At 69.6% G+C, this 22,847-nt stretch carries 16 protein-coding genes; 11 read left to right on the top strand and 5 right to left on the bottom strand.

The features are described 5' to 3' along the window. The first annotated feature begins 194 nt into the window (after nucleotides 1-194). On the top strand, nucleotides 195-1,157 hold the full coding sequence (locus ACIOHC_RS34310; RefSeq protein ID WP_365692213.1) for a right-handed parallel beta-helix repeat-containing protein: 963 nt from the start codon (nucleotides 195-197) through the stop codon (nucleotides 1,155-1,157). 104 nt (nucleotides 1,158-1,261) lie between these two features. Here ACIOHC_RS34310 and rpsA read toward each other — a convergent pair whose 3' ends face one another. Then, nucleotides 1,262-2,773 carry a 30S ribosomal protein S1 gene (rpsA, locus tag ACIOHC_RS34305; RefSeq protein WP_072483117.1) on the bottom strand — a complete coding sequence of 504 codons (1,512 nt, stop codon included), beginning with the start codon at nucleotides 2,771-2,773 and terminating at the stop codon, nucleotides 1,262-1,264. A 398-nt stretch (nucleotides 2,774-3,171) separates the two neighbouring features. Between rpsA and ACIOHC_RS34300 the strand changes: the two genes are divergently transcribed. Together ACIOHC_RS34300 and hrpB are read left to right on the top strand one after the other, a co-directional pair. After that, nucleotides 3,172-3,984 (top strand): class I SAM-dependent methyltransferase, encoded by an 813-nt coding sequence (locus tag ACIOHC_RS34300; protein WP_351081557.1) that lies wholly within the window; start codon nucleotides 3,172-3,174, stop codon nucleotides 3,982-3,984. Between the two features lie 79 nt (nucleotides 3,985-4,063). Beyond that, complete coding sequence (gene hrpB / locus ACIOHC_RS34295; protein WP_401845344.1) at nucleotides 4,064-6,556, top strand: ATP-dependent helicase HrpB; 2,493 nt, start codon at nucleotides 4,064-4,066, stop codon at nucleotides 6,554-6,556. Between the two features lie 48 nt (nucleotides 6,557-6,604). Here hrpB and ACIOHC_RS34290 read toward each other — a convergent pair whose 3' ends face one another. The 3 genes from ACIOHC_RS34290 to ACIOHC_RS34280 all read right to left on the bottom strand — a co-directional run bounded on the left by ACIOHC_RS34290 (nucleotide 6,605) and on the right by ACIOHC_RS34280 (nucleotide 9,617). Continuing rightward, entirely contained in the window at nucleotides 6,605-7,615 is a 1,011-nt protein-coding gene (locus tag ACIOHC_RS34290; protein ID WP_401845341.1) for a DUF3068 domain-containing protein, read from the bottom strand. Nucleotides 7,616-7,655: 40 nt separating this feature from the next. After that, a complete protein-coding gene (locus ACIOHC_RS34285) occupies nucleotides 7,656-7,793 on the bottom strand; it encodes an SPW_0924 family protein (protein WP_351081551.1) in 138 nt (45 codons plus the stop codon). Nucleotides 7,794-7,934: 141 nt separating this feature from the next. Beyond that, nucleotides 7,935-9,617 carry a lytic transglycosylase domain-containing protein gene (locus tag ACIOHC_RS34280; RefSeq protein WP_401845339.1) on the bottom strand — a complete coding sequence of 561 codons (1,683 nt, stop codon included), beginning with the start codon at nucleotides 9,615-9,617 and terminating at the stop codon, nucleotides 7,935-7,937. Between the two features lie 186 nt (nucleotides 9,618-9,803). Between ACIOHC_RS34280 and ACIOHC_RS34275 the strand changes: the two genes are divergently transcribed. Continuing rightward, entirely contained in the window at nucleotides 9,804-10,631 is an 828-nt protein-coding gene (locus ACIOHC_RS34275) for a DUF4184 family protein (protein WP_401845338.1), read from the top strand. Nucleotides 10,632-10,668: 37 nt separating this feature from the next. Here ACIOHC_RS34275 and polA read toward each other — a convergent pair whose 3' ends face one another. Next, nucleotides 10,669-13,380, bottom strand: a complete 2,712-nt coding sequence (gene polA, locus ACIOHC_RS34270) for a DNA polymerase I (RefSeq protein WP_389637242.1) — start codon at nucleotides 13,378-13,380, stop codon at nucleotides 10,669-10,671. A 158-nt stretch (nucleotides 13,381-13,538) separates the two neighbouring features. Between polA and ACIOHC_RS34265 the strand changes: the two genes are divergently transcribed. From ACIOHC_RS34265 to ACIOHC_RS34235, 7 genes are all read left to right on the top strand, one after another. Next, nucleotides 13,539-15,860 (top strand): FdhF/YdeP family oxidoreductase, encoded by a 2,322-nt coding sequence (locus ACIOHC_RS34265; protein ID WP_401845365.1) that lies wholly within the window; start codon nucleotides 13,539-13,541, stop codon nucleotides 15,858-15,860. Nucleotides 15,861-15,984: 124 nt separating this feature from the next. Then, nucleotides 15,985-16,455 carry a PaaI family thioesterase gene (locus ACIOHC_RS34260; RefSeq protein WP_401845335.1) on the top strand — a complete coding sequence of 157 codons (471 nt, stop codon included), beginning with the start codon at nucleotides 15,985-15,987 and terminating at the stop codon, nucleotides 16,453-16,455. 668 nt (nucleotides 16,456-17,123) lie between these two features. Then, nucleotides 17,124-18,332, top strand: coding sequence for a branched-chain amino acid ABC transporter substrate-binding protein (locus ACIOHC_RS34255; RefSeq protein WP_351081618.1), 1,209 nt, complete (start codon nucleotides 17,124-17,126; stop codon nucleotides 18,330-18,332). 102 nt (nucleotides 18,333-18,434) lie between these two features. After that, nucleotides 18,435-19,364: a branched-chain amino acid ABC transporter permease gene (locus tag ACIOHC_RS34250; protein WP_351081541.1), complete on the top strand. Its 930-nt coding sequence runs from the start codon at nucleotides 18,435-18,437 to the stop codon at nucleotides 19,362-19,364. A gap of 5 nt (nucleotides 19,365-19,369) precedes the next feature. Continuing rightward, complete coding sequence (locus ACIOHC_RS34245) at nucleotides 19,370-21,169, top strand: branched-chain amino acid ABC transporter permease (protein ID WP_365692206.1); 1,800 nt, start codon at nucleotides 19,370-19,372, stop codon at nucleotides 21,167-21,169. A 5-nt stretch (nucleotides 21,170-21,174) separates the two neighbouring features. Further along, nucleotides 21,175-22,095, top strand: coding sequence for an ABC transporter ATP-binding protein (locus tag ACIOHC_RS34240; protein ID WP_401845363.1), 921 nt, complete (start codon nucleotides 21,175-21,177; stop codon nucleotides 22,093-22,095). Continuing rightward, nucleotides 22,092-22,808 carry an ABC transporter ATP-binding protein gene (locus tag ACIOHC_RS34235; RefSeq protein ID WP_351081537.1) on the top strand — a complete coding sequence of 239 codons (717 nt, stop codon included), beginning with the start codon at nucleotides 22,092-22,094 and terminating at the stop codon, nucleotides 22,806-22,808. Before ACIOHC_RS34240 ends, ACIOHC_RS34235 begins: the two co-directional genes overlap by 4 nt. Nucleotides 22,809-22,847: the final 39 nt, after the last annotated feature.

Here is a 22,847-nt window from a genome sequence, read left to right as displayed (position 1 = left end):
TGTTGCGATCCGTCAGTCATTTGCGCATTGCGCCGTTTTCCCCTCTTCACCCCGTCCGATCGCCCACGAACAATGGTCCATACCTTGACACGCCCACACCCCATCCCTACCGTCACTGGGCAGCACGTTCAGACACTCGCCCCACATTCACGTACGAGAACGTCTTGAACTCTTCTTCGACGGAAGGCACCCCCATGCGCATCCGTACGCCGCTCCCCGCCCTGCTGGCCGCCGTGCTCGCCACCGGCGGTCTCGCCCTCGCCTCCGCCACCGACGCGGACGCGGCGGCCGTCATCGATGTGAGCACCGCGGCCCAGCTCAAGTCCGCCCTCGCCGCCGCGTCCCCCGGCGACACGATCCGGCTCGCCGATGGCACGTACACCGGCAACTTCAAGGCGACCGTCCCCGGCACCGCCTCCGCCCGGATCACCCTCACCGGTTCCGCCGGAGCCGTCCTCACCGCCGGCGGCGGCTACGGGCTGCACCTCAACGGCGCCTCCTACTGGACCGTCCAGGGCATCACGGTCACCGGCGGCCAGAAGGGCATCATGGCCGACACCGCCACCGGAGTCGTGATCGACTCGGTGACCGTGCACGGCCTGGACATGGAGGGCATCCACTTCCGCAAGTCCAGCAAGAACGGCGTCATCAAGAACTCACGGATCTACGACACCGGGCACGACGGCCGCGGCATGGGCGAGGGCGTCTACGTCGGCACGGCGGGCGACCTCTCCGACAAGAGCGACCAGGTCCAGATTCTGAACAACACGATCGGGCCGGGGGTCGGCGGCGAGAACGTCGACATCAAGGAAGGCACCACGGGAGCGAAGATCATCGGCAACACCTTCGACGGCAGCGGGCTGACCGGCGCCAACTACGACGACTCCTGGGTCGACGTGAAGGGCAACAACGTCCTGGTCGACGGCAACAAGGGGACCCGTACGACCAACAACGGCTACGAGACCCACACCCAGCAGAGCGGCTGGGGCTGCGGCACCGTCTTCCGCAACAACACCTCGGACCTGTCCGGCTCCAAGGGTGACAAGCGGATCGCATTCAACGTCACCAACTACAGCACGAGCTGCCCGACCACCGTCTACAGCAGCAACACGGTGACCGGCGGCAAGGGCTTGACCAACATCACCGTCACGCCGTAACGACTCGCGCGCACGGCCGCGGACACGAGTGAGGCCCGCTCCCCGAGGGGAACGGGCCTCACTTTCAGCTACGGCGATCAATCACCGGTCGGAGGGGCAGAGCGTCAGCTCTGGCCGCCCGCCAGCTTCTCGCGCAGGGCAGCCAGGGCCTCGTCCGACGCCAGGGCGCCGGAGTTGTCCGCGGACTCCGAGGAGTACGAGCCGCCACCGCTGCCGCCGGAGGCAGCCGGGGCGCCACCGGCCGGGGCGGCAGCGCCCTCGGCAGCAGCGGCCTCGTCGGCCTCGCGGGACTTGATGACCTGGGCCTGGTGCTGCTCGAAGCGCTGCTGCGCCTCGGCGTACTGCGTCTCCCACGCCTCGCGCTGGGTCTCGTAGCCCTCGAGCCAGTCGTTGGTCTCGGGGTCGAAGCCCTCGGGGTAGATGTAGTTGCCCTGGTCGTCGTAGGACGCGGCCATGCCGTACAGGGTCGGGTCGAACTCGACCGACGCCGGGTCGGCACCGAAGGACTCGTTGGCCTGCTTCAGCGAGAGGCTGATGCGGCGACGCTCCAGGTCGATGTCGATGACCTTGACGAAGATCTCGTCGTTGACCTGGACGACCTGCTCCGGGATCTCCACGTGGCGCTCGGCCAGCTCGGAGATGTGGACCAGACCCTCGATGCCCTCGTCGACGCGCACGAACGCACCGAACGGAACGAGCTTGGTGACCTTACCGGGAACGACCTGCCCGATCTGGTGCGTACGGGCGAACTGCTGCCACGGGTCTTCCTGCGTCGCCTTGAGCGACAGCGAGACGCGCTCGCGGTCCATGTCGACGTCGAGAACCTCGACGGTGACCTCCTGGCCGACCTCGACAACCTCGGAGGGGTGGTCGATGTGCTTCCAGGACAGCTCGGAGACGTGCACGAGACCGTCGACGCCGCCGAGGTCCACGAACGCACCGAAGTTGACGATCGAGGAAACGACGCCGGAGCGGACCTGGCCCTTCTGCAGGGTCGTGAGGAACGTCTGGCGGACCTCGCTCTGGGTCTGCTCCAGCCAGGCACGGCGGGACAGGACCACGTTGTTGCGGTTCTTGTCCAGCTCGATGATCTTGGCTTCGAGCTCCTTGCCCACGTAGGGCTGGAGGTCGCGGACGCGGCGCATCTCGACGAGGGAGGCCGGCAGGAAGCCACGGAGGCCGATGTCGAGGATGAGACCACCCTTGACGACCTCGATGACGGTACCGGTGACGATGCCGTCCTCTTCCTTGATCTTCTCGATCGTGCCCCAGGCACGCTCGTACTGAGCGCGCTTCTTGGACAGGATGAGGCGGCCTTCCTTGTCCTCCTTCTGGAGAACCAGGGCCTCGATCTCGTCGCCGACCTTGACGACCTCGTTGGGGTCGACGTCGTGCTTGATCGAAAGCTCGCGGGAGGGGATGACGCCTTCGGTCTTGTAACCGATGTCGAGCAGGACCTCGTCCCGGTCGACCTTCACGATGACGCCGTCGACGATGTCGCCGTCGTTGAAGTACTTGATCGTCTCGTCGATCGCGGCGAGGAAGGCTTCCTCGTTACCGATGTCGTTGACCGCTACCTGCGGGGTGGTGGCGGTGGTCTCGGTGCTGCTCGTCATGTGGGAAAGGGCTCCGGTACGGACAGAGAGTCGTAGGTACTGCTACGCCGGGAGCCCGTATCGCCTCCGCTGAAGCCGGACAGCCCGGGAAGTACCGAACCCGCCGAACGGGAGGCACCTCGTGAACCGAGGGGACATGCAACAGACGCGAGCGCGGCCTGCTAGGTCTGAGGCGCGCAGGCTCGCAGCGCAACTTGTAGCATACGGGGGCAGCCGGGCACGGTCAATGCGCGAAGGCGCACACCCGGGGCGCAACAGCCCATATCCGGCACAATTCGTGTTCCCCGAGGCCACATCGACCCCAGGAGATAATCCGTGGGTACGGAGCCGTACGGACAGCTGCCCCTGGGTACATACCGCGTGCGGCGGGGTGAAGGCAAACTACAACGACGGGCACGATGAGCCAAGAGATCTACGCGGCCGAACCCGAAGCGACTCGCCGCGACGCCTCGGAAGCCGAGAGCACCCGGGCCAGTCGCGGCTGGTGGGACCGGAACGCCGACGAGTACCAGAGCGACCACGGCGCCTTCCTCGGCGACGACCGTTTCATCTGGGGGCCGGAGGGGCTCGACGAGGCCGAGGCCGGTCTGCTCGGCCCCGCCGAGTCGCTGAAGGGTCTACGCGTCCTGGAGATCGGCGCGGGCGCGGCGCAGTGCTCGCGCTGGCTCGCCGCCAGGGGAGCCCGTCCGGTGGCCCTCGACCTCTCGCACCGGCAGTTGCAGCACGCGCTGCGGATCGGCGGTGGGGTCCCCCTGGTGGAGGCGGACGCCGGCGTGCTGCCCTTCCGGGACGGCTCCTTCGACCTGGCGTGCTCCGCATACGGCGCGGTGCCGTTCGTCGCCTCCCCGGTGCAGGTGTTCCGCGAGGTGCACCGGGTGCTGCGGCCCGGGGGCCGCTGGGTCTTCTCGGTGACGCATCCGATCCGCTGGGCGTTCCCGGACGAGCCCGGACCCGAGGGGCTCTCGGTCGCGGCCTCGTACTTCGACCGCACCCCCTACGTCGAGCAGGACGAACAGGGCAACGCCGTGTACGTCGAGCACCACCGGACGCTGGGCGACCGGGTGCGGGACGTGGTGGCCGGCGGTTTCCGTCTGGTCGATCTGGTCGAACCGGAATGGCCCGCCTGGAACCACCAGGAGTGGGGCGGCTGGTCCCCGCTGCGCGGGAACCTGATCCCGGGCACGGCGATCTTCGTCTGCGAACGGGACTGATACGGAGGTCCTGGGCTACGGAGGTCCTGGGCCCGGTCCCGGGGTACGGAGCCCCGGTTCCTCGTACGAGACTGGGGGCGTGATCCGTACCGACGCCCTGGACCAGTTGCCCGTACGCACGGCTGTGCCCGCCCTGGAGCGGGCGCTCGACGACCGCGGTGTCGCGGTGCTGTGCGCGCCGCCCGGCACCGGCAAGACGACCCTCGTACCGCTGGTCCTGGCCGGTCTGACCGGTGGCGGGCCGGTGCGCCGGGTGGTGGTCGCCGAGCCGCGGCGGATCGCGGCGCGGGCGGCGGCGCGGCGGATGGCGTGGCTCATCGGGGAGCGGGCCGGCGGGCGGGTGGGGTTCACGGTCCGCGGGGAGCGGGTGGTGGGGCGCGACACCCTGGTGGAGGTGGTGACCACCGGGGTGCTGCTTCAGCGGCTGCAGCGCGACCAGGAGCCGGCCGGGGTCGACGCGGTGATCATCGACGAGTGCCATGAGCGGCACCTGGACGCGGACACGGTCGCCGCTTTCCTCCTCGATGTGCGGGAGGCGATCCGGCCCGACCTGCGGCTGGTGGCCGCGTCGGCGACGACGGACGCCGCGGGCTGGGCGCGGCTGCTGGGTGATGCCCCCGTGGTGGAGGCACGGGGTGTCTCGCATCCGGTGGACGTGGTCTGGGCACCGCCCGCCACCCCGGTGCGGCCGCCGCACGGGATGAGGGTCGATCCGGCGCTGCTGACGCATGTCGCGGCCACGGTGCGCCGGGCACTCGCCGAACGGGACGGCGATGTCCTGTGCTTCCTCCCCGGTGTCGGCGAGATCGGGCGGGTGGCGGGGCAGCTGGCGGGGGTGGGAGCCGAGGTGCTCCAGGTGCACGGGCGGGCTCCGGCCGCGGTGCAGGACGCGGTGCTGGCCGGGTCGTCCGGGAGCCGGCGGGTGGTGCTGGCGACCTCGGTGGCGGAGTCGTCCCTGACGGTGCCCGGGGTGCGGATCGTGGTCGACTCGGGGCTGGCCAGGGAGCCGCGTACCGATCACGCGCGGGGGCTGAGCGCGCTGACGACGGTGCGGGCGTCGCAGGCGGCGGGGAGGCAGCGGGCGGGCCGGGCCGGGCGTGAGGCGCCGGGGGCGGTGTATCGGTGCTGGGAGCAGGCGGAAAACGGGCGGCTCGCGCGGTTCCCGTCCCCGGAGATCGAGGTCGCGGATCTGGCGGCTTTCGCGTTGCAGGCGGCGTGCTGGGGCGATCCGGACGCGTCGGGGCTGGCACTGCTCGATCCGCCGCCCGCCGGCGCGATGGGCGCGGCGCGCGAGGTGCTGAGGGCGGTCGGCGCGGTGGGCGCGGACGGCCGGGTCACCGACCGGGGCGTACGGATGTCCCGGCTGGGCCTGCATCCGCGGCTGGCGCGGGCGCTGCTGGACGGCGCCGTCGAGGTGGGCGGGCGGCGGGCGGCCGAGGTGGTGGCGCTGCTGAGCGAGGAGCCGCCGCGGGAGTACGGGGACGATCTTGCGGCCGCGCTGCGGACCGCCCGGCGTGGCGGGGACGGGTATGCGGCGCGCTGGCGGCAGGAGGTCCGGCGGCTCGCCTCCTCGGTCCAGGACGCGGGCGGGGGTTCGGGCCCGGACGACGGAGCCGTCGGTCTGGTGGCCGCCCTGGCGTTCCCCGAACGGGTGGCGCGGGCCCGGGGCGAGGGGGCGTTCCTGATGGCGTCGGGTACGGGTGCGCAGGTGCGGGACGGCTCGGGGCTGCGCAGCGCGCCGTGGCTGGCGGTCGCGGTCGCCGACCGGCCCGCCCACGCGGCGTCAGCGCCGGTGCGGCTCGCCGCCGTCATCGACGAGGACACGGCGCGGACGGCCGCCGGGCATCTGCGGTGCACGGATGAGGAGGTCCGCTGGGCCGACGGCGATGTGGTCGCCCGCAAGGTGGAGCGGCTGGGTGCCGTCGAGCTGTCGGTGCGCCCGCTGAAGGAGCCGGCGCCCGAACTGATACGCGAGGCGCTGGTCGAGGGTCTGCGGCGCGAAGGACTCGGGCTGCTGCGCCGGACGCGTGAGACCGAGCAGTTGCGGGAGCGGCTCGCCTTTCTGCACCGGACGTTGGGCGCGCCCTGGCCGGACGTGTCGGACGGTGCGCTGCTGGACAGCACCGAGGAGTGGCTGGAGCCCGAGTTGTCTCGGGCGCGGCGGCGCTCCGATCTCGCGCGGATCGACGCGGGGCAGGCCTTGCGGCGGCTGCTGCCGTGGGCCACCGGTGAGGCGGCGCGGCTGGACGAGCTGGCTCCGGAGCGGATCGAGGTGCCGAGCGGCTCCCGTATCAGGGTCGAGTACGGCGGGGCGCAGCCCGTACTCGCGGTGAAGCTCCAGGAGCTGTTCGGCCTGCAGGAGACCCCGAGGGTGGCCGGGGTGCCGGTGCTGGTCCATCTGCTGTCCCCCGCCGGCCGCCCCGCGGCCGTCACCGCGGATCTGGCGTCGTTCTGGCGGGACGGCTACCGGGCCGTGCGGGCGGAGCTGCGCGGCCGCTATCCGAAGCATCCGTGGCCACAGGACCCCACGACGGTGGAGGCGACCCGGTTCACGAAGAGGGCCCGGCGGTAGGCGGCGCGGACGCCTCGCCGCCTACCGCCGGGGCCGCTGGGGCGCGGCTCAGGCGGGAGCAGGTTGCGGGTCCGGGGCGGGCGTCGGTGCCCCGTCGGGCAGTTCGCCGTCCGGGCGCCGGGAGCGGGCCTCCAGCCACAGGGCGAGTGCGAGCAGTCCGGCACCGAGGGCGAGGAAGCCCCAGGGCAGGTACGAGGTGAGCAGCAGGACCAGCACACGCTGGGACTTGACCAGGGCGACGATCGAATCGACGTAGTCCTCGCGCATCTTCACGTGCCCGGCGAACACGGTGACGGTGTCCTGCGGCAGGCCCATCGCCTTGGCGTTGCGCAGCTCCTCCTTGTGGATCTCCTCGCCGTTGACGGGCGCTCCGGTGACCGGGTCCACCCAGAACATGCGCTTGGTCGTGTACCAGCGGGTCATGCCCGTCTTCGCGATCTGTTCCGGGGTGACGCCCTTGATGGGCATCTTCTTCGGCATCGGGACCTTGGTCCACGCAATGGTCTGCTCGAAGTAGTAGACGTCCATGCCGTGGAAGGTGCGGGTGCCCTTGTAATGGATCGGCGAGCTGGTGCGGGCCTGGGCGTCGAAGTACTCGTAGTCGCGTTTCTGGGTGAGGAAGGGCCACTTGAACTCGATGCCCTCGCGCCTGACCGCATCACCGTCGACCGATTCCCCGGTGGCGTGGACGGGGGCCTGGCTGTGCGCGTCGAAGATGTAGCGCTCGGGGATCTCGGAGACCATCTTGCCGTCCGGACCGACCACATAACTGAGGGCGTCCCAGACGACGACGTCGCGTCCGGCGCTGCGTTCGATCTTCTCGGACTCCTCCACATTGCCCTTGAGGGTCTGCACGATGGTGACCTTGGGGACCCGTTTGACCTTCATGTTGTCGTTGTAGTCGAGGAGGGTGGCGGGTTTCGCCTCCAGCACCGTTTCCTGGTACTGACTGGGCGGGATCTTCGCCAGCCTCGGGAAGGCGTACCAGCGCAGCAGGGGCGACATGGCGGCGAAGAAGACGGCGAAGGCCAGGAGTACGAGGCTGGCTCGGCGGCGCATGGTGGTGCCCTCCCTCAGCTTCTGTTGCTTCTTCCGGTGGCTAGTTCTTGGGGCCCGGGACGGTGGTCAGCAGAGGTTTGGGCGAGGTTTCTCCGGGCGGGGCGCCGATCGCGCTGATGGTGAGGACGAGCGCGAGGGCTGCGGCCAGCCCGATGGCGGCGGCGACGAAGGCACGCATGCCGGATCCTCCCGGGGAGCACGGATCTGATGGGTCGTCAGGGTTGAGGCACCGTAGCAATGCGGGCGCGAGATGAGAACACGTAGGACAGCCCCTCTGCCGTGGTGGCGGAGGGGCTGTCGTGGCATGCGGCCGGGCGGGTCAGACGGCGGGGGGCTCCGGGGCCTGAGATGCCGTCGGGGCCTCGATGCCGAGCTCGATGACGATCGTGGCACCGCCCTCGGTGGTGAGGCGCAGCTTGTACGTGCCCTCGGCGTCGTCCGCGTAGATCTTCGGGAGCTTCAGGATGCCGTCGGCGTCGGTCGTGAGGTCCGTGAGGGTACGGACGGTCTTGCCGTCCGCGTCCTTGAAGTACGGGCCCTTGTCGTTCTCGGCCGGCTGCTCGGCGTCGGTGATCATGGTGGCGGTGACGGCGACCCCGGCGGCGATCGCGTCCTTGTAGGTGGCCTTGACCTCGACGGTGTCGGCGAACTCGGTGCCGGGCGCGGCGGTCAGTTCCTTGTCGTCGGTCCTGGCGATCGCGTCGGCCTGTCGGGCGGTGACGGTCGCGGAGTAGGTGACGGCGGGCAGCGAACGGCCGGTGGCGACGGCCCGCACCGTGAACCCACCCGTCGTCTCGCCCGCCTTCAGCACCGGCGCGGTGACCGTGCCGTCGGCTCCGGTGAGAAGGGTGACGGCGGTCTTCCCGCCGGTGAAGGCGGCGTCCGTGTCACCGGCGACGGTGAAGGTCACGGACACCTTGGCGAGCGGGTCGCCGAGGCTGTTCCTGGCCCGCACCTTGATCCGCTCGGCGAACGCGTCGCCCGCGGTGGCGGTCAGCGGGCCGGTGCCGGCGTCCTCCACACCCGCGAGGGTCTGCGACGGCTTGGGAGTGGGCTTCGGGGTCGGGGTGGTCGTGCCGCCGCCCGGCTTCGAGGGGTTCGGGCTCGGCTTCGGCTTCGGCTTGGTCGTTCCGGACGGCGAAGGGGACGGGGTCGGGCTGCCGGGACTCGGGTCCGTACCGCCGCCGAGGCCGGGCGGGACCGCTCCGGTGCCGTCGGGGATCTCGTGGGTGCCGCGCTTGTAGTACTCGAACCAGGAGCGGACCGTACGGAGGTAGGCGTCCGAGTGGTTGTAGCTCAGGACCGCCCGGTCGAGATCCGCGGCGACGGACAGATCACGGGAGCCGGCGCAGAGATAGCGTCCGGCGGCGAGGGCCGCGTCGTAGATGTTGTTGGGGTCCTTGCGGCCGTCGCCGTTGCCGTCCTGGCCCCAGGTCGCCCAGGTGGACGGGATGAACTGCATCGGGCCGACGGCACGGTCGTGGGTCGAGTCCCCGTCGTACGCCCCGTTGTCGGTGTCCTTGATCATGGCGAAGCCCCGGCCGTCGAGGACCGGGCCGAGGATCGGGGAGAACGTGGTGCCGTTCGCGTCGACCCGGCCGCCGCGGGCATGACCGGACTCGACCTTGCCGATCGCGGCGAGCAGTTGCCACGGCAGCCGGCAGGCGGCGTCGCTGTCGGCGATGTTCTGCTCGGCCTTCTTGTACGCAGCCAGGATCGAAGCCGGTATGCCCGATTCCGCTCTGCCGGTGACGGGGAGGTTCGTGCTGGTCCCCGGTTTGTCGGGCGTGTTCAGCGGGGGCAGGTCCGTGTAGTACGGCGAATTGCCGGTCGCCGCGCCGCTGTCGGGCGAAGGCGCTGTTCCGGTGGGCTGCGGGTCGCCGCTGTCGCCGACCAGCGGTGTGCCGGGGGCTCCTGAGGCGGAGAGCGCCGCCACGGCTACGGCGGCCACAGCGGTGGTGGTCGCCCCCTTGCGAAGTCGGCGACCGAATTGCGCTGCCATACCCCTGGTCCCTCCCCGTCGACGGCTGTCCGCGCTCCCCAGCGCCAGGACTCAGGCGACCCTACGGCAACTTGTGCCGCCGGGACACTGCGCCCTGACCGGTTCTTACCTCTTTTTCACGTTCCCCACAGCAAGTTGTACGGCCGTGGCCGGGCGGAGGCCGGAGGCTCGCGCATACTGGCCGCCATGCCGTTCACACTCAGCCATGCCGCCGCAGTGCTGCCGGGGATGCGGCGGAACGGAACGGCGCGGGGCCCGCTGCTCGCCTCCGCCCTCGTCGCCGGTTCGTTCGCCCCCGACATGACGTACTACGCGGACACCGCGATCCCGGGCGCCATGGAGTTCGGCAGGGAAACCCACTCGGCAGGAGGCGTGTGCACGGTCGATGTGCTGATCACGGCGGCGGTGGTGGCGCTGTGGCTGCTGCTGCGAGAACCGCTGGTGGCATTGCTGCCGCAGGCCTGGCAGGGACGGGTGCATGCCTTCGTGCGGGGGCGGCGAAGGACATGGCGCGTCCGGGACGGCGGGCGGTTCGTGCTGTCGGCGGTCGTCGGGGCCGCCACCCATGTCGTCTGGGACGCCTTCACGCATCACGACCGGTGGGGTGTGCGGCTGATCCCGGTGCTCGGCGGGAACCTCGGCGGATTTCCGGTGTTCCAGCTGGTGCAGTACGGCAGTTCGGCGGCGGCACTGGCTGTGCTCGCGTGGTTCACGGCTTCGGGGCTGCGGCGGGCGGGGGCGCGCCCCGTCCCGCCGTCCGTGCCGGCGCTGGGCCGTCGCGAGCGGTGGGCGGTGGGCGTGCTGCTCGGCGTCTGCGTACTGCTCGGCGTCGTGCACCGGTGCGCACGCTGGTATACGCATTTCAAGCACATCGACACCCCGCTGGACATCGTCCCGACCGCCTGCTTCGGCGCGGGGGCGGGATTGGCGGTGGGCCTGGTGCTGTACGGGGTGTGGATGCGGCTGCAGCGTACGCGCGCGTCCGCTCCCCCGGTCGTCGCCGGACGGGCCTGATCCCTCCGGGGACCGGCCCGTCCGGCGAACCGCCGCGTCAGTGCGCGGCGGACTCCCAGTCCGTACCGACGCCGACCGAGACGTCCAGCGGGGCACGCAACTGCACGGCCGTGGACATCTCGTGGCGGAGGATCTCCTCCACCTGCGCCCGCTCGCCCTCGGCGATCTCCAGGACGATTTCGTCATGGACCTGGAGCAGCATGCGGGACTTCAGCTTCCGCTCGGTCAGCGCCCGGTCGACCTGGAGCATGGCGACCTTGACGATGTCCGCCGCCGTGCCCTGGATCGGGGCGTTGAGCGCCATCCGCTCCGCCATCTCGCGGCGCTGGCGGTTGTCGCTGTTGAGGTCGGGGAGGTAGCGGCGGCGGCCGAAGACCGTCTCCGTGTAGCCGGTGGCCCTGGCCTCCTCCACCACGCGGCGCAGGTAGTCACGCACTCCGCCGAACCGCTCGAAGTAGGTGTCCATCAGCCCGCGTGCCTCGCCCGCCTCGATGTTCAGCTGCTGGGACAGGCCGAACGCGGAGAGCCCGTACGCGAGTCCGTAGCTCATGGCCTTGATCTTGCGGCGCATCTCCGGGTCGACGGCGGACTTGTCGACACCGAAGACCTGCGAGGCGACCGTCGTGTGCAGGTCCTCGCCGGAGGTGAACGCCTCGATCAGGCCCTCGTCCTCGGAGAGGTGGGCCATCACCCGCAGCTCGATCTGGCTGTAGTCGGCCGTCATCAGCGTCTCGAAGCCCTCGCCGACCACGAAGCCCCGGCGAATGGCCCGGCCCTCGTCCGTACGGACCGGGATGTTCTGCAGGTTGGGGTCGGTGGAGGAGAGCCGGCCGGTCGCCGCCACCGTCTGGTTGAACGTGGTGTGGATACGGCCGTCGGCCGCGATCGTCTTGATCAGGCCCTCGACGGTGACCCGCAGCTTCGCCTGCTCGCGGTGGCGCAGCATGATGACCGGCAGCTCGTGCTCGGTCTGCGCGGCGAGCCAGGCCAGGGCGTCGGCGTCCGTCGTGTACCCGGTCTTCGTCTTCTTCGTCCGGGGCAGGGCCAGCTCACCGAAGAGCACTTCCTGGAGCTGCTTGGGCGAGCCGAGGTTGAACTCGCGGCCGACCGCGGCGTGCGCCTCCTTCACCGCCTGCTGCACCGCACCGGCGAACTGCTGCTCCATGCCTTCCAGGTGGGCCCGGTCGGCGGCGATGCCGTGCCGTTCCAGACGGGCCAGCAGAGCGGACGTCGGCAGCTCCATGCCGTGCAGCAGGTCCGTCGCGCCGACCTCTGCCAGCCGGGTGGTGAACGCCTCGCCCAGATCCAGGACCGCGCGGGCCTGCGTCATCAGGGCGTCGGCCTCGGCCCGGTCGTCGGCGCCGAAGGCCAGCTGCCCGTCGGCCGCCGCCGCGGGGGCCAGCTCCCGGCCGAGATACTCCACCGCCAACGCGTCCAGCGCGAAGGAGCGACGACCGGGCTTGACCAGATAGGCGGCCAGGGCGGTGTCCATCGTGACGCCGTCGACCTGCCAGCCGTGCTCCGGGAAGACCCGCATGGCGCTCTTCGCGTTGTGCATGACCTTCGGCCGACGCGCGTCGGCGATCCAGGCGGCGAACGCCTGCTCGTCGCCCTCGTCGAGCTCCGCCGGGTCGAACCAGGCCGCCGCGCCGTCGGCCGCGGCGAGCGCGACCTCGGTGACCGTGCCGGCGCCCACCGCCCATGTGTCGACGGTGGCCACGCCGAGCGGCTGCCCGCCGTGCTCGGCGAGCCAGGGCGCCAGCTCGCCCGCGCCCAGCACCGCGCCGTCCAGCTCGATGCCCGCGGCGGGCTGCGGGGCCTCGTCCTCGGCCGCGCCCGGGTCGACGGCCAGCAGCCGCTCGCGCAGGCTCGGGTTACGGATCTCCAGGACGTCCAGCACACCCGTCACCGCGGTGCGGTCGTACGGCGCGCGCTCCAGGTCCTGCGGGGTCTTCTGCAGCTCCACGTCGCGGACCATCTCGGTCAGCCTGCGGTTCATCCGCACCGCGTCCAGGTGGTCCCGGAAATTCTGGCCCGCCTTGCCCTTGACCTCCTCGGCGCGCTCCACCAGTTCGTCGAACGAACCGAACTGGTTGATCCACTTCGCCGCGGTCTTCTCGCCGACGCCGGGGATGCCGGGAAGGTTGTCCGACGGGTCACCGCGCAGCGCCGCGAAGTCCGGGTACTGCTGCGGCGTGAGCCCGTACTTCTCCTCGACCTTCGCCGGGGTGAAGCGCGTCAGCTCCGAGACCCCCTTCGTCGGGTACAGCACCGTCACGTTCTCCGTGATCAGCTGGAACGAATCGCGGTCACCGGTGACGATCAGCACCTCGAAACCGGCCGCCTCGGCCTGGGTCGCCAGCGTCGCGATGACATCGTCCGCCTCGAAACCCTCGACCGCGAAACGGTCGGCGTGCATCGCGTCGAGCAGCTCGCCGATCAGCTCCACCTGCCCCTTGAACTCGTCCGGGGTCTTCGAGCGGTTCGCCTTGTACTCGGGGAACTCCTCGGAGCGCCAGGTCTTGCGGGAGACGTCGAACGCCACCGCGAAATGCGTCGGCGCCTCATCACGCAGCGTGTTCGCCAGCATCGACGCGAAGCCGTACACCGCGTTCGTCGGCTGCCCCGACCCTGTCGTGAAATTCTCCGCAGGCAGCGCAAAGAACGCCCGGTACGCCAGGGAGTGCCCGTCCATCAGGAGCAGGCGCGGTCGGTTGTCTGCCGTCTTCTTCGATGCCGTCTCAGCCACGCCCCCGATCCTGCCACGGACCACTGACAATCCCGACCGGACGTGACACCCCGCCGCCTCTGACGGTGCCGCGTGACAAAATCGCAGGACGAACACATACCGCGTCGATGCGTACGCGCACCGCGCAGGTCCGCAGTCGGCTCGAAGGGGAGCTCACCATGGCCACGAAGCCGCCCGCAGGTGACCCGGTCCAGGACGCGCCGCGGATCGAGCCGGCGCAGCACGCCGCCGCCGGACTGCCGGCCGTGGCCCACAGCCTGCTGATCGCCCAGCAGCAGATGGGCGTGCGGCGCACCGCACAGACCCTCCTCAAGGTCAACCAGAAGAACGGCTTCGACTGCCCCGGCTGCGCCTGGCCCGAGGGCGACGAGCGGCACACCGCGGAATTCTGCGAGAACGGCGCCAAGGCCGTCGCCGAGGAGGCGACGCTGCGCCGGGTCACCCCCGACTTCTTCGCCGCGCACCCCGTCACCGACCTCGCCTCGCGCAGCGGGTACTGGCTGGGTCAGCAGGGCCGGATCACCCAGCCGATGTACCTCCCCGAGGGCGCCGAACGGTACGAGGCGGTGACCTGGGAGCGCGCCTTCGGCATCATCGCCGAGGAGCTGGGCGCGCTCGGCTCCCCCGACGAGGCCCTCTTCTACACCTCGGGGCGCACCAGCAACGAGGCCGCGTTCCTGCTCCAGCTGTTCGCCCGCGAATTCGGCACCAACAACCTCCCCGACTGCTCCAACATGTGCCACGAGTCCTCCGGCTCGGCGCTGACGGAGACCATCGGCATCGGCAAGGGCAGCGTCTCACTGGAGGACCTCCACCAGGCGGACCTGATCATCGTCGCCGGACAGAATCCCGGTACCAACCATCCCCGGATGCTCTCCGCCCTGGAGAAGGCCAAGTCCGCGGGCGCGAAGATCATTTCGGTGAATCCGCTGCCCGAGGCCGGTCTGGAGCGGTTCAAGAACCCGCAGACCCCGCTCGGCATGATCAGGGGCGCCGCACTCAACGACCTCTTCCTGCAGATCCGCATCGGCGGCGACCAGGCCCTCTTCCGGCTCCTCAACAAACTGATCCTTCGGACCGAGGGCGCCGTCGACGAAGCTTTCGTGCGGGAACACACCCACGGCTACGAGGAGTTCGCCGCCGCGGCCCGCGAAGCCGACTGGGAACAGACCCTCGCCGCCACCGGCCTCGACCGCGGCGCCGTCGAGGAGGCGCTCGCCATGATCCTGGCGTCGAAGCGCACCATCGTGTGCTGGGCCATGGGCCTCACCCAGCACAAGCACTCCGTGCCGACCATCCGAGAAGTCGTCAACTTCCTGCTGCTGCGCGGCAACATCGGCCGCCCCGGCGCCGGGGTCTGCCCCGTCCGCGGCCACTCCAACGTCCAGGGCGACCGCACCATGGGCATCTTCGAACGGCCCTCGCCCGAATTCCTCGACGCACTCGACAAGGAATTCTCGATCACCTCACCGCGCCACCACGGCTACGACGTCGTACGCTCCATCCAGGCACTGCGCGACGGCGACGCCAAGGTCTTCTTCGCCATGGGCGGCAACTTCGTCGCAGCCACCCCCGACACGGAGGTCACCGAGGCCGCGATGCGCCGCGCCCGCCTCACCGTCCATGTCTCCACCAAGCTCAACCGCTCGCACGCCGTGACCGGCATCCGCGCGCTGATCCTGCCCACGCTGGGCCGTACCGACAAGGACGTCCAGGCGAGCGGCAAGCAGTTCGTCACGGTCGAGGACTCCATGAGCATGGTCCACGCCTCGCGCGGCAACCTCGCCCCGGCGAGCCCCCACCTGCTCTCCGAGCCCGCCATCGTCGCCCGCCTCGCGCGCGCCGTCCTCGGCCCCGGATCGGCCACCCCCTGGGAGGAGTTCGAGAAGGACTACGCGACGATCCGCGACCGCATCTCCCGCGTCGTCCCCGGCTTCGAGAACTTCAACGCCCGCGTCGCCGCACCCGGCGGCTTCACCCTCCCGCACGCCCCCCGCGACGAGCGCCGCTTCCCCACCGCGACCGGCAGGGCCAACTTCACCGCCGCCCCCGTGGAATACCCCGAACTCCCCGAAGGCAGGCTGCTGTTGCAGACCCTGCGCTCGCACGACCAGTACAACACCACGATCTACGGCCTCGACGACCGCTACCGCGGCATCAAAGGCGGTCGCCGCGTCGTCCTGGTCAACCCCGACGACGCCCGCGCCCTCGGCCTCGCCGACGGCGCGTACACCGACCTCGTCAGCGAATGGAAGGACGGCGTGGAACGCCGCGCCCCCGGCTTCCGCATCGTGCACTACCCGACCGCCCGGGGCTGCGCGGCCGCCTACTACCCGGAGACCAACGTGCTGGTCCCCCTCGGCTCGACGGCCGACACCAGCAACACCCCTGCCAGCAAGTCCGTGGTCGTCCGCTTCGAGAACGTCCAGGGTCGGAACGCCCACGGGGAGAACGTCCAGGAGCAGCACGGCCGACGGTAGAACGGCCGGGGCAGAACGGCCGGGGGAATCCGTACCCAGAACCCACTAAGCGTTCGCTCAGTCGTCTGATAAGAACGATGCACACAGCGATAAAGCTATGAATCGGACGATCGGAGCCGGACCCATGGGCGAGCACACCGCACCCAAGTTCCCCCAGGAGATCATCGACGAGTACGCCGCACTCGGCGTCGATCTGCCCGCCCTCTTCTCCGCCGGCCACCTCGGCGAGCGCATGGGAGTCACGATCGTCGAGGCCTCCGCGGACCGCGTCGTCGGGACGATGCCCGTCGAGGGCAACACCCAGCCGTACGGACTGCTCCACGGCGGCGCCTCCGCCGTCCTCGCCGAGACCCTCGGCTCGATCGGCTCCATGCTCCACGGCGGCGCCACCAAGCTCGCCGTCGGCGTCGACCTGAACTGCACCCATCACCGAGGGGTACGCAGCGGCCTCGTCACGGGCGTCGCCACCCCCGTACACCGCGGCCGCTCCACCGCCACCTACGAGATCGTCATCACCGACGAGCACGACAAGCGGGTCTGCACCGCCCGCCTCACCTGCATGCTCCGCGACGCACCGCGGGCCGAGGCCGTCTGACCCGCCGAAACACGCCGCACCCCGACACCGACACCGCTGCCCGGCCGGAACACAATCCGGCCGGGCAGTGGCATTTGCCACCCCAACCACCGCCACGGGGCGCACAGTTGAGCAACCGAACCATTCAACTTCCTTGACCACGCTGATCGTTGTGTGGCCCACTCGGCACTCCAGCCACGCCTCACCGCATTCCGCACAGACAACACCGCGTCGACCACACCACGCCAGATGTAACACTGCGTAACAAGCGTGCAATGTGCACACGCTTTCACGCAGCACCCCGACCCCGGCCTCCCGCCGCCGGGCGCCTCGCCGCGCCCTCACGGGCCCCCCTCCGGCCCCCATTGCGCGACAGCAGCAAGATCGGCTCAAGCCCCTTAGCAGAGCTGCGCGTTCTCAGAATGCGGTCACTTCGCCGACCGGTAAAAAGCCGTACATGTCCGCACAGCCACCTCAAGCCTTCCTCAAGGGCATAACAAGACAGTCACATCCTGCGGCGGACCCATCCCGGACCACCACACCTGCGCCTAGAGTCACCGCCAGTCACCGCGCCGCCGGGCGCGTCTGCAGCACGGCCCTGTACCAACCAGTACGGCCCGGCGAACGACACGGCACCTCAAGCAGAGGAGGCCGCGCCAGGGAAAGGACCTTTCGTGCGACACCGTTCGTTGCTCATCCTCACCACAGTGCTCACCACCGGAGCACTGACACTCACCGCCTGCGGGTCGCGCGACGACAGCAACAACAGCAGCAGCGGCGACACCCGGACCGTCGTCATCGGCGTCGACGCGCCCATCACCGGCGACCTGTCCGCCCTCGGTCTCGGCATCAAGAACTCCGCGGACCTCGCCGCCAAGACGGCCAACAAGGACAAGACCGTCCCCGGCATCAAGTTCGAGGTCAAGCCGCTCGACGACCAGGCACAGCCCTCCGTCGGCCAGCAGAACGCCCAGAAGTTCATCGACGACGACACCGTCGTCGGCGTCGTCGGCCCGCTGAACTCCGGCGTCTCCCAGTCGATGCAGAAGCCGCTCAACGACGCCGGCCTCACCCAGGTCTCCCCCGCCAACACCGGCACCGAGCTCACCCAGGGCGAGAACTGGAAGACCGGCGACAAGAAGCGCCCCTTCAAGACCTACTTCCGCACCGCCACCACGGACCAGATCCAGGGCGCCTTCGCCGCGAAGTACCTCTTCAACAACGCGAAGATCAAGCAGGTCTACCTCATCGACGACCAGAAGCCCTACGGCGCCGGTCTCGCCGCCTCCTTCAAGAACACCTTCACCACCCTCGGCGGCAAGATCGTCGGCACCGACCACGTCAACCCCGACGACCGCGACTTCAACGCCGTCGTCACCAAGGTCAAGAAGTCCGGCGCCAAGGCCGTCTACTACGGCGGCGAGTACCCCGCCGGCGCACCCCTGAGCCAGCAGCTCAAGGACAGCGTCCAGATCCCCCTCATGGGCGGCGACGGCATGTACAGCGCCGACTTCATCAAGCTCAACAAGAAGGCCCAGGGCGACATCGCCACCTCCGTCGGCAAGCCCGTCGAAGAACTCGACTCCGCCAAGAAGTTCATCGCGGACTACAAGACGGCCGGATACAAGGACGCCTACGAGGCCTACGGCGGCGGCACCTACGACGCCACCTGGTCGATCATCGAGGCCGTCAAGCTCGCCGTCGCCGACAACAACGGCAAGGTCCCCGACGACCTCCGCGCCAAGGTCCTCGACGCCATGAGCAAGGTCAAGTTCGACGGCGTCACCGGCCCCGTCTCCTTCGACGAATTCGGCGACACCACCAACACCATGATGACCGCCTACCAGGTCGACGGCGGCAAGTGGACGTCCAAGCTCAGCGAGGCCTACAAGCCGTGACCAAGCTCCCGGTCACACCTCGCTGACACACCAGACCGCGCGGGAGCGCCACCAGCGCTCCCGCGCGGTGCCATATCCGAACCACTCCACGGAGGCCCTGCGGTGAACGAACTGCCGCAACAGCTGGCCAATGGACTCATCCTCGGCGCGATGTACGGTCTCATCGCGATCGGCTACACGATGGTCTACGGAATCATCCAGCTCATCAACTTCGCCCACGGCGAGATCTTCATGATCGGAGGCTTCGGAGCTCTCACCGTGTACCTCTGGATGCCGGCCGGTGTCTCCCTCCTCGCGATCATCCCACTCATGATCATCGGCGGCGTCATATGCTCCGTCGCCGTCAGCGCCGCCGCCGAACGCTTCGCCTACCGGCCCCTGCGCAACGCACCCAGACTGGCCCCACTGATCACCGCGATCGGACTCTCCCTCGCACTCCAGCAGGCCATCTGGAAGTGGTACCCCGACGCCAAGAAGGACCGCTCCTTCCCCCAGTTCAAGGGCGAAGCGATCGACATCTTCGGCGCCCACATCCAACGCGGTGACCTCTTCGTCCTCATCACCGCACCCATCTGCATGCTCGCCCTCGGCCTCTTCGTCTCCAAGACCCGCTCCGGCCGCGGCATGCAAGCCACCAGCCAGGACCCCGACACCGCCAAGCTCATGGGCATCAACACCGACCGCATCATCGTCATGGCCTTCGCCATCGGTGCCGCGTTCGCCGCCGTCGCCGCCGTCGCCTACGGGCTCAAGAACGGCCAGATCGGCTTCAAAATGGGCTTCATCATGGGCCTCAAAGCCTTCACCGCAGCCGTCCTCGGCGGCATCGGCAACATCTACGGCGCCATGCTCGGCGGAGTCGTACTCGGCGTCGCCGAATCCCTCGCCACCGGCTACATGAGCAACGTCCCCGGCATGGAACTCTTCGGCGGCGGCGCCTGGAAGGACGTATGGGCCTTCGTCCTCCTCATCATCGTCCTGCTGCTCCGCCCCCAGGGCCTGCTCGGCGAACGCGTCGCGGATCGGGCGTGATACGGATGACCACCAACCAGACCACCACGCCCGAACCCGCCCCCCTTCTCCCGGTCCCCGCAGCCGCGGCCCGCATCGGCACCCTCGCAGGCGCCGCTCTCGCGCTCGCCGGCACCTTCCTCGCCTGGACCTGGACCAGCGAATTCCCCGGCGACCTCACCGTCACCGGCTACCCCGGCGGCCTCCAGGTCCTCACCCTCATCAGCGCCGCACTCACCCTGCTCTTCGCGCTCTCCGGATACGGCATCCGAGGCCTCGGCTGGCTCACCCCCGGCGGCACCAACAGCCCCGTCCGCCTCCTCGCACTCGGCACCTTCGGCACCACCGGCTACACCATGGGCGCCATCGCCTACGACCTCGGTGGCATCGTCAACCTGGAACCCGGCGCCTGGGTCAGCGGCATCGGCGCACTCATCGCCGCCGTCGCCGCACTCGGACTCCCCGACGACCAGCCCCACCCCACCACCGCAACGAGTTCCACCGCCTGGCAGCGCTTCCGCAACAGCCTCCGCGCCCCGGCAGCCGGCCGCGCCGAACCGCTCCCCGCCTGGGCCGAGATCCTCATCATCGCCGTCGCCTTCGGCGCGCTGCTCTACGTCTTCAGCTACGGCGTCGACACCAGGTACGCCGAACTCTTCATCGGCTTCCTCATCACCGTCGGCTTCGCGTTCACCGCGCTCCACCGCGCCGGACTCGTCTCCCGCATCACCGCACTGACGACGAAACACCGCAACGTCACCCTCGCCGCCGCCCTCGTCGCAGCCGTCTGCTTCCCGTTCACCCAGCAGAAGGAGGAATACGCGCTGATCGGCGCCAACATCCTCATCTTCGCGACCGTGGCACTCGGCCTCAACGTCGTCGTCGGCCTCGCCGGACTCCTCGACCTCGGATACGTCGCCTTCCTCGGCGTCGGCGCCTACGCCGCCGCCCTGGTCTCCGGCTCCACCATGTCGGCCATCGGCGTCGAATTCCCCTTCTGGGCCGCCGTACTCACCGGCGCCGGAGCCTCGCTCGTCTTCGGCGTCCTCATCGGCGCCCCCACCCTGCGCCTGCGCGGCGACTACCTGGCCATCGTCACCCTCGGCTTCGGTGAAATCTTCCGCCTCACCGTGAACAACCTCAACGGCAACAGCGGACCCGACCTCACCAACGGCTCCCAGGGCATCCCCAGCATCCCCGACCTCAAATTCTTCGGATTCGACTTCGGACTCAAGCACGACATCCTCGGCTTCACCCTCGGCAGGTCCGCCAACTACTACCTGCTGATGCTCGTCTTCACCGCCGTCGTCGTCCTCGTCTTCCGCCGCTCCGGAGAATCCCGCATCGGCCGCGCCTGGGTCGCCATCCGCGAGGACGAGACCGCCGCCACCGCCATGGGCATCAACGCCTTCCGGCTCAAGCTGCTCGCCTTCGCCCTCGGCGCCACCCTCGCCGGACTCGCCGGAACCGTCCAGGCCCACGTCAACTACACGGTGACACCCGAGCAGTACCAGTTCGCCGGCTCCGTACCGCCGAACTCCGCGTTCCTGCTCGCCGCGGTCATCCTCGGCGGCATGGGAACCCTCAGCGGCCCCCTCGTCGGCGCCGCACTCCTCTACCTCATCCCGGCCAAGCTGCAGTTCATGCAGGACTACCAGCTCTTCCTCTTCGGCGTCGCACTCATCCTCCTGATGCGCCTGCGCCCCGAAGGCCTGGTCGCCGACCGCAGGAAGCAACTCGAATTCCACGAGTCCGACCAGCCCGACGTACCGGAACCACGGCAGTCCGAAGAGACCGGCGCCGGCATCGCCAAGGCGGGGGCGTGACCACCATGACCACCACCACGAAAACCGCCACCACCGTCCTCGATGCCGGCGGGGTCACCATGCGCTTCGGCGGTCTCACCGCCGTACGCAACGTCGACCTCACCGTCAACGCGGGCGAGATCGTCGGCCTGATCGGCCCCAACGGCGCCGGCAAGACCACCTTCTTCAACTGCCTCACCGGCCTGTACGTCCCCACCGAGGGCCAGGTCAGCTACAAGGGCACCGTCCTGCCGCCCAAGCCCCACCTCGTCACCCAGGCAGGCATCGCCCGCACCTTCCAGAACATCCGGCTCTTCGCCAACATGACCGTCCTGGAGAACGTCCTCGTCGGACGCCACACCAGGACCAAGGAAGGCCTCTGGTCCGCCCTCCTGCGACTGCCCGGATTCACCAGGGCCGAACAGGCCAGCCGCGAACGCGCCATGGAACTCCTGGAGTTCATCGGCCTTCAGGACAAGGCCGACCACCTCGCGCGCAACCTCCCCTACGGAGACCAGCGCAAGCTGGAAATCGCCCGCGCACTGGCCAGCGACCCCGGACTCCTCCTCCTGGACGAGCCCACCGCCGGCATGAACCCCCAGGAAACCCGCGTCACCGAAGAACTCATCTTCGCCATCCGCGACCAGGGCATCGCCGTCCTCGTCATCGAGCACGACATGCGCTTCATCTTCAACCTCTGCGACCGCGTCGCCGTCCTCGTCCAGGGCGAGAAGCTCGTCGAGGGCACCTCCGACGTCGTCCAGAGCGACGAACGCGTCGTCGCCGCCTACCTCGGCACCCCCTTCGAAGGCGCCCCCGGCGCCGAAGAGGTCGCCGAGGTCGAAGCCGCCGAAGCGGGCGCCACGAAGACGGCCGACAACACCGGCACCACCGGCACCACCGGCACCACCGGCACCACCGGCACCGAGGAGGAGGACGCCCGATGACCGCACTGCTGGAGGTCAAGGATCTCCGCGTCGCCTACGGCAAGATCGAAGCCGTCAAGGGCATCTCCTTCACCGTCGAAGCCGGCCAGGTCGTCACCCTCATCGGCACCAACGGTGCGGGCAAGACCACCACCCTGCGCACCCTCTCCGGGCTCCTCAAGCCCGTCGGCGGCAGCATCGTCTTCGACGGCAGACCCCTCAACAACATCCCCGCCCACAAGATCGTCTCCCTGGGCCTCGCCCACTCCCCCGAGGGACGCCACATCTTCCCCCGGCTGACGATCACCGAGAACCTCCAGCTCGGCGCCTACCTCCGCAACGACAAGGCCGGCATCGAGAAGGACATCCAGCGCGCCTACGACCTCTTCCCCATCCTCGGGGAACGCCGCAAACAGGCCGCCGGAACCCTCTCGGGCGGCGAACAGCAGATGCTCGCCATGGGCAGGGCCCTCATGTGCCGGCCCAAGCTCCTGATGCTCGACGAGCCCTCCATGGGCCTCTCCCCGATCATGATGCAGAAGATCATGGAGACCATCGTCGAACTCAAGGCCCAGGGCACCACCATCCTGCTGGTCGAGCAGAACGCCCAGGCCGCGCTCTCCCTCGCGGACCAGGGCCACGTCATGGAGGTCGGCAAGATCGTCCTCTCCGGCACCGGACCGGACCTCCTCCACGACGAGTCCGTCCGCAAGGCCTACCTCGGCGAGGACTGAACCCGCCCGACCATACGAGTAAGGCCCGCACCCCGATCG

Origin of the sequence: Streptomyces sp. NPDC088252 (assembly GCF_044740965.1) — a bacterium.
Taxonomy (GTDB): domain Bacteria; phylum Actinomycetota; class Actinomycetes; order Streptomycetales; family Streptomycetaceae; genus Streptomyces.
Note: the sequence above shows the minus strand (reverse complement) of the source record. Positions and strands in the feature narration are given on the sequence as shown.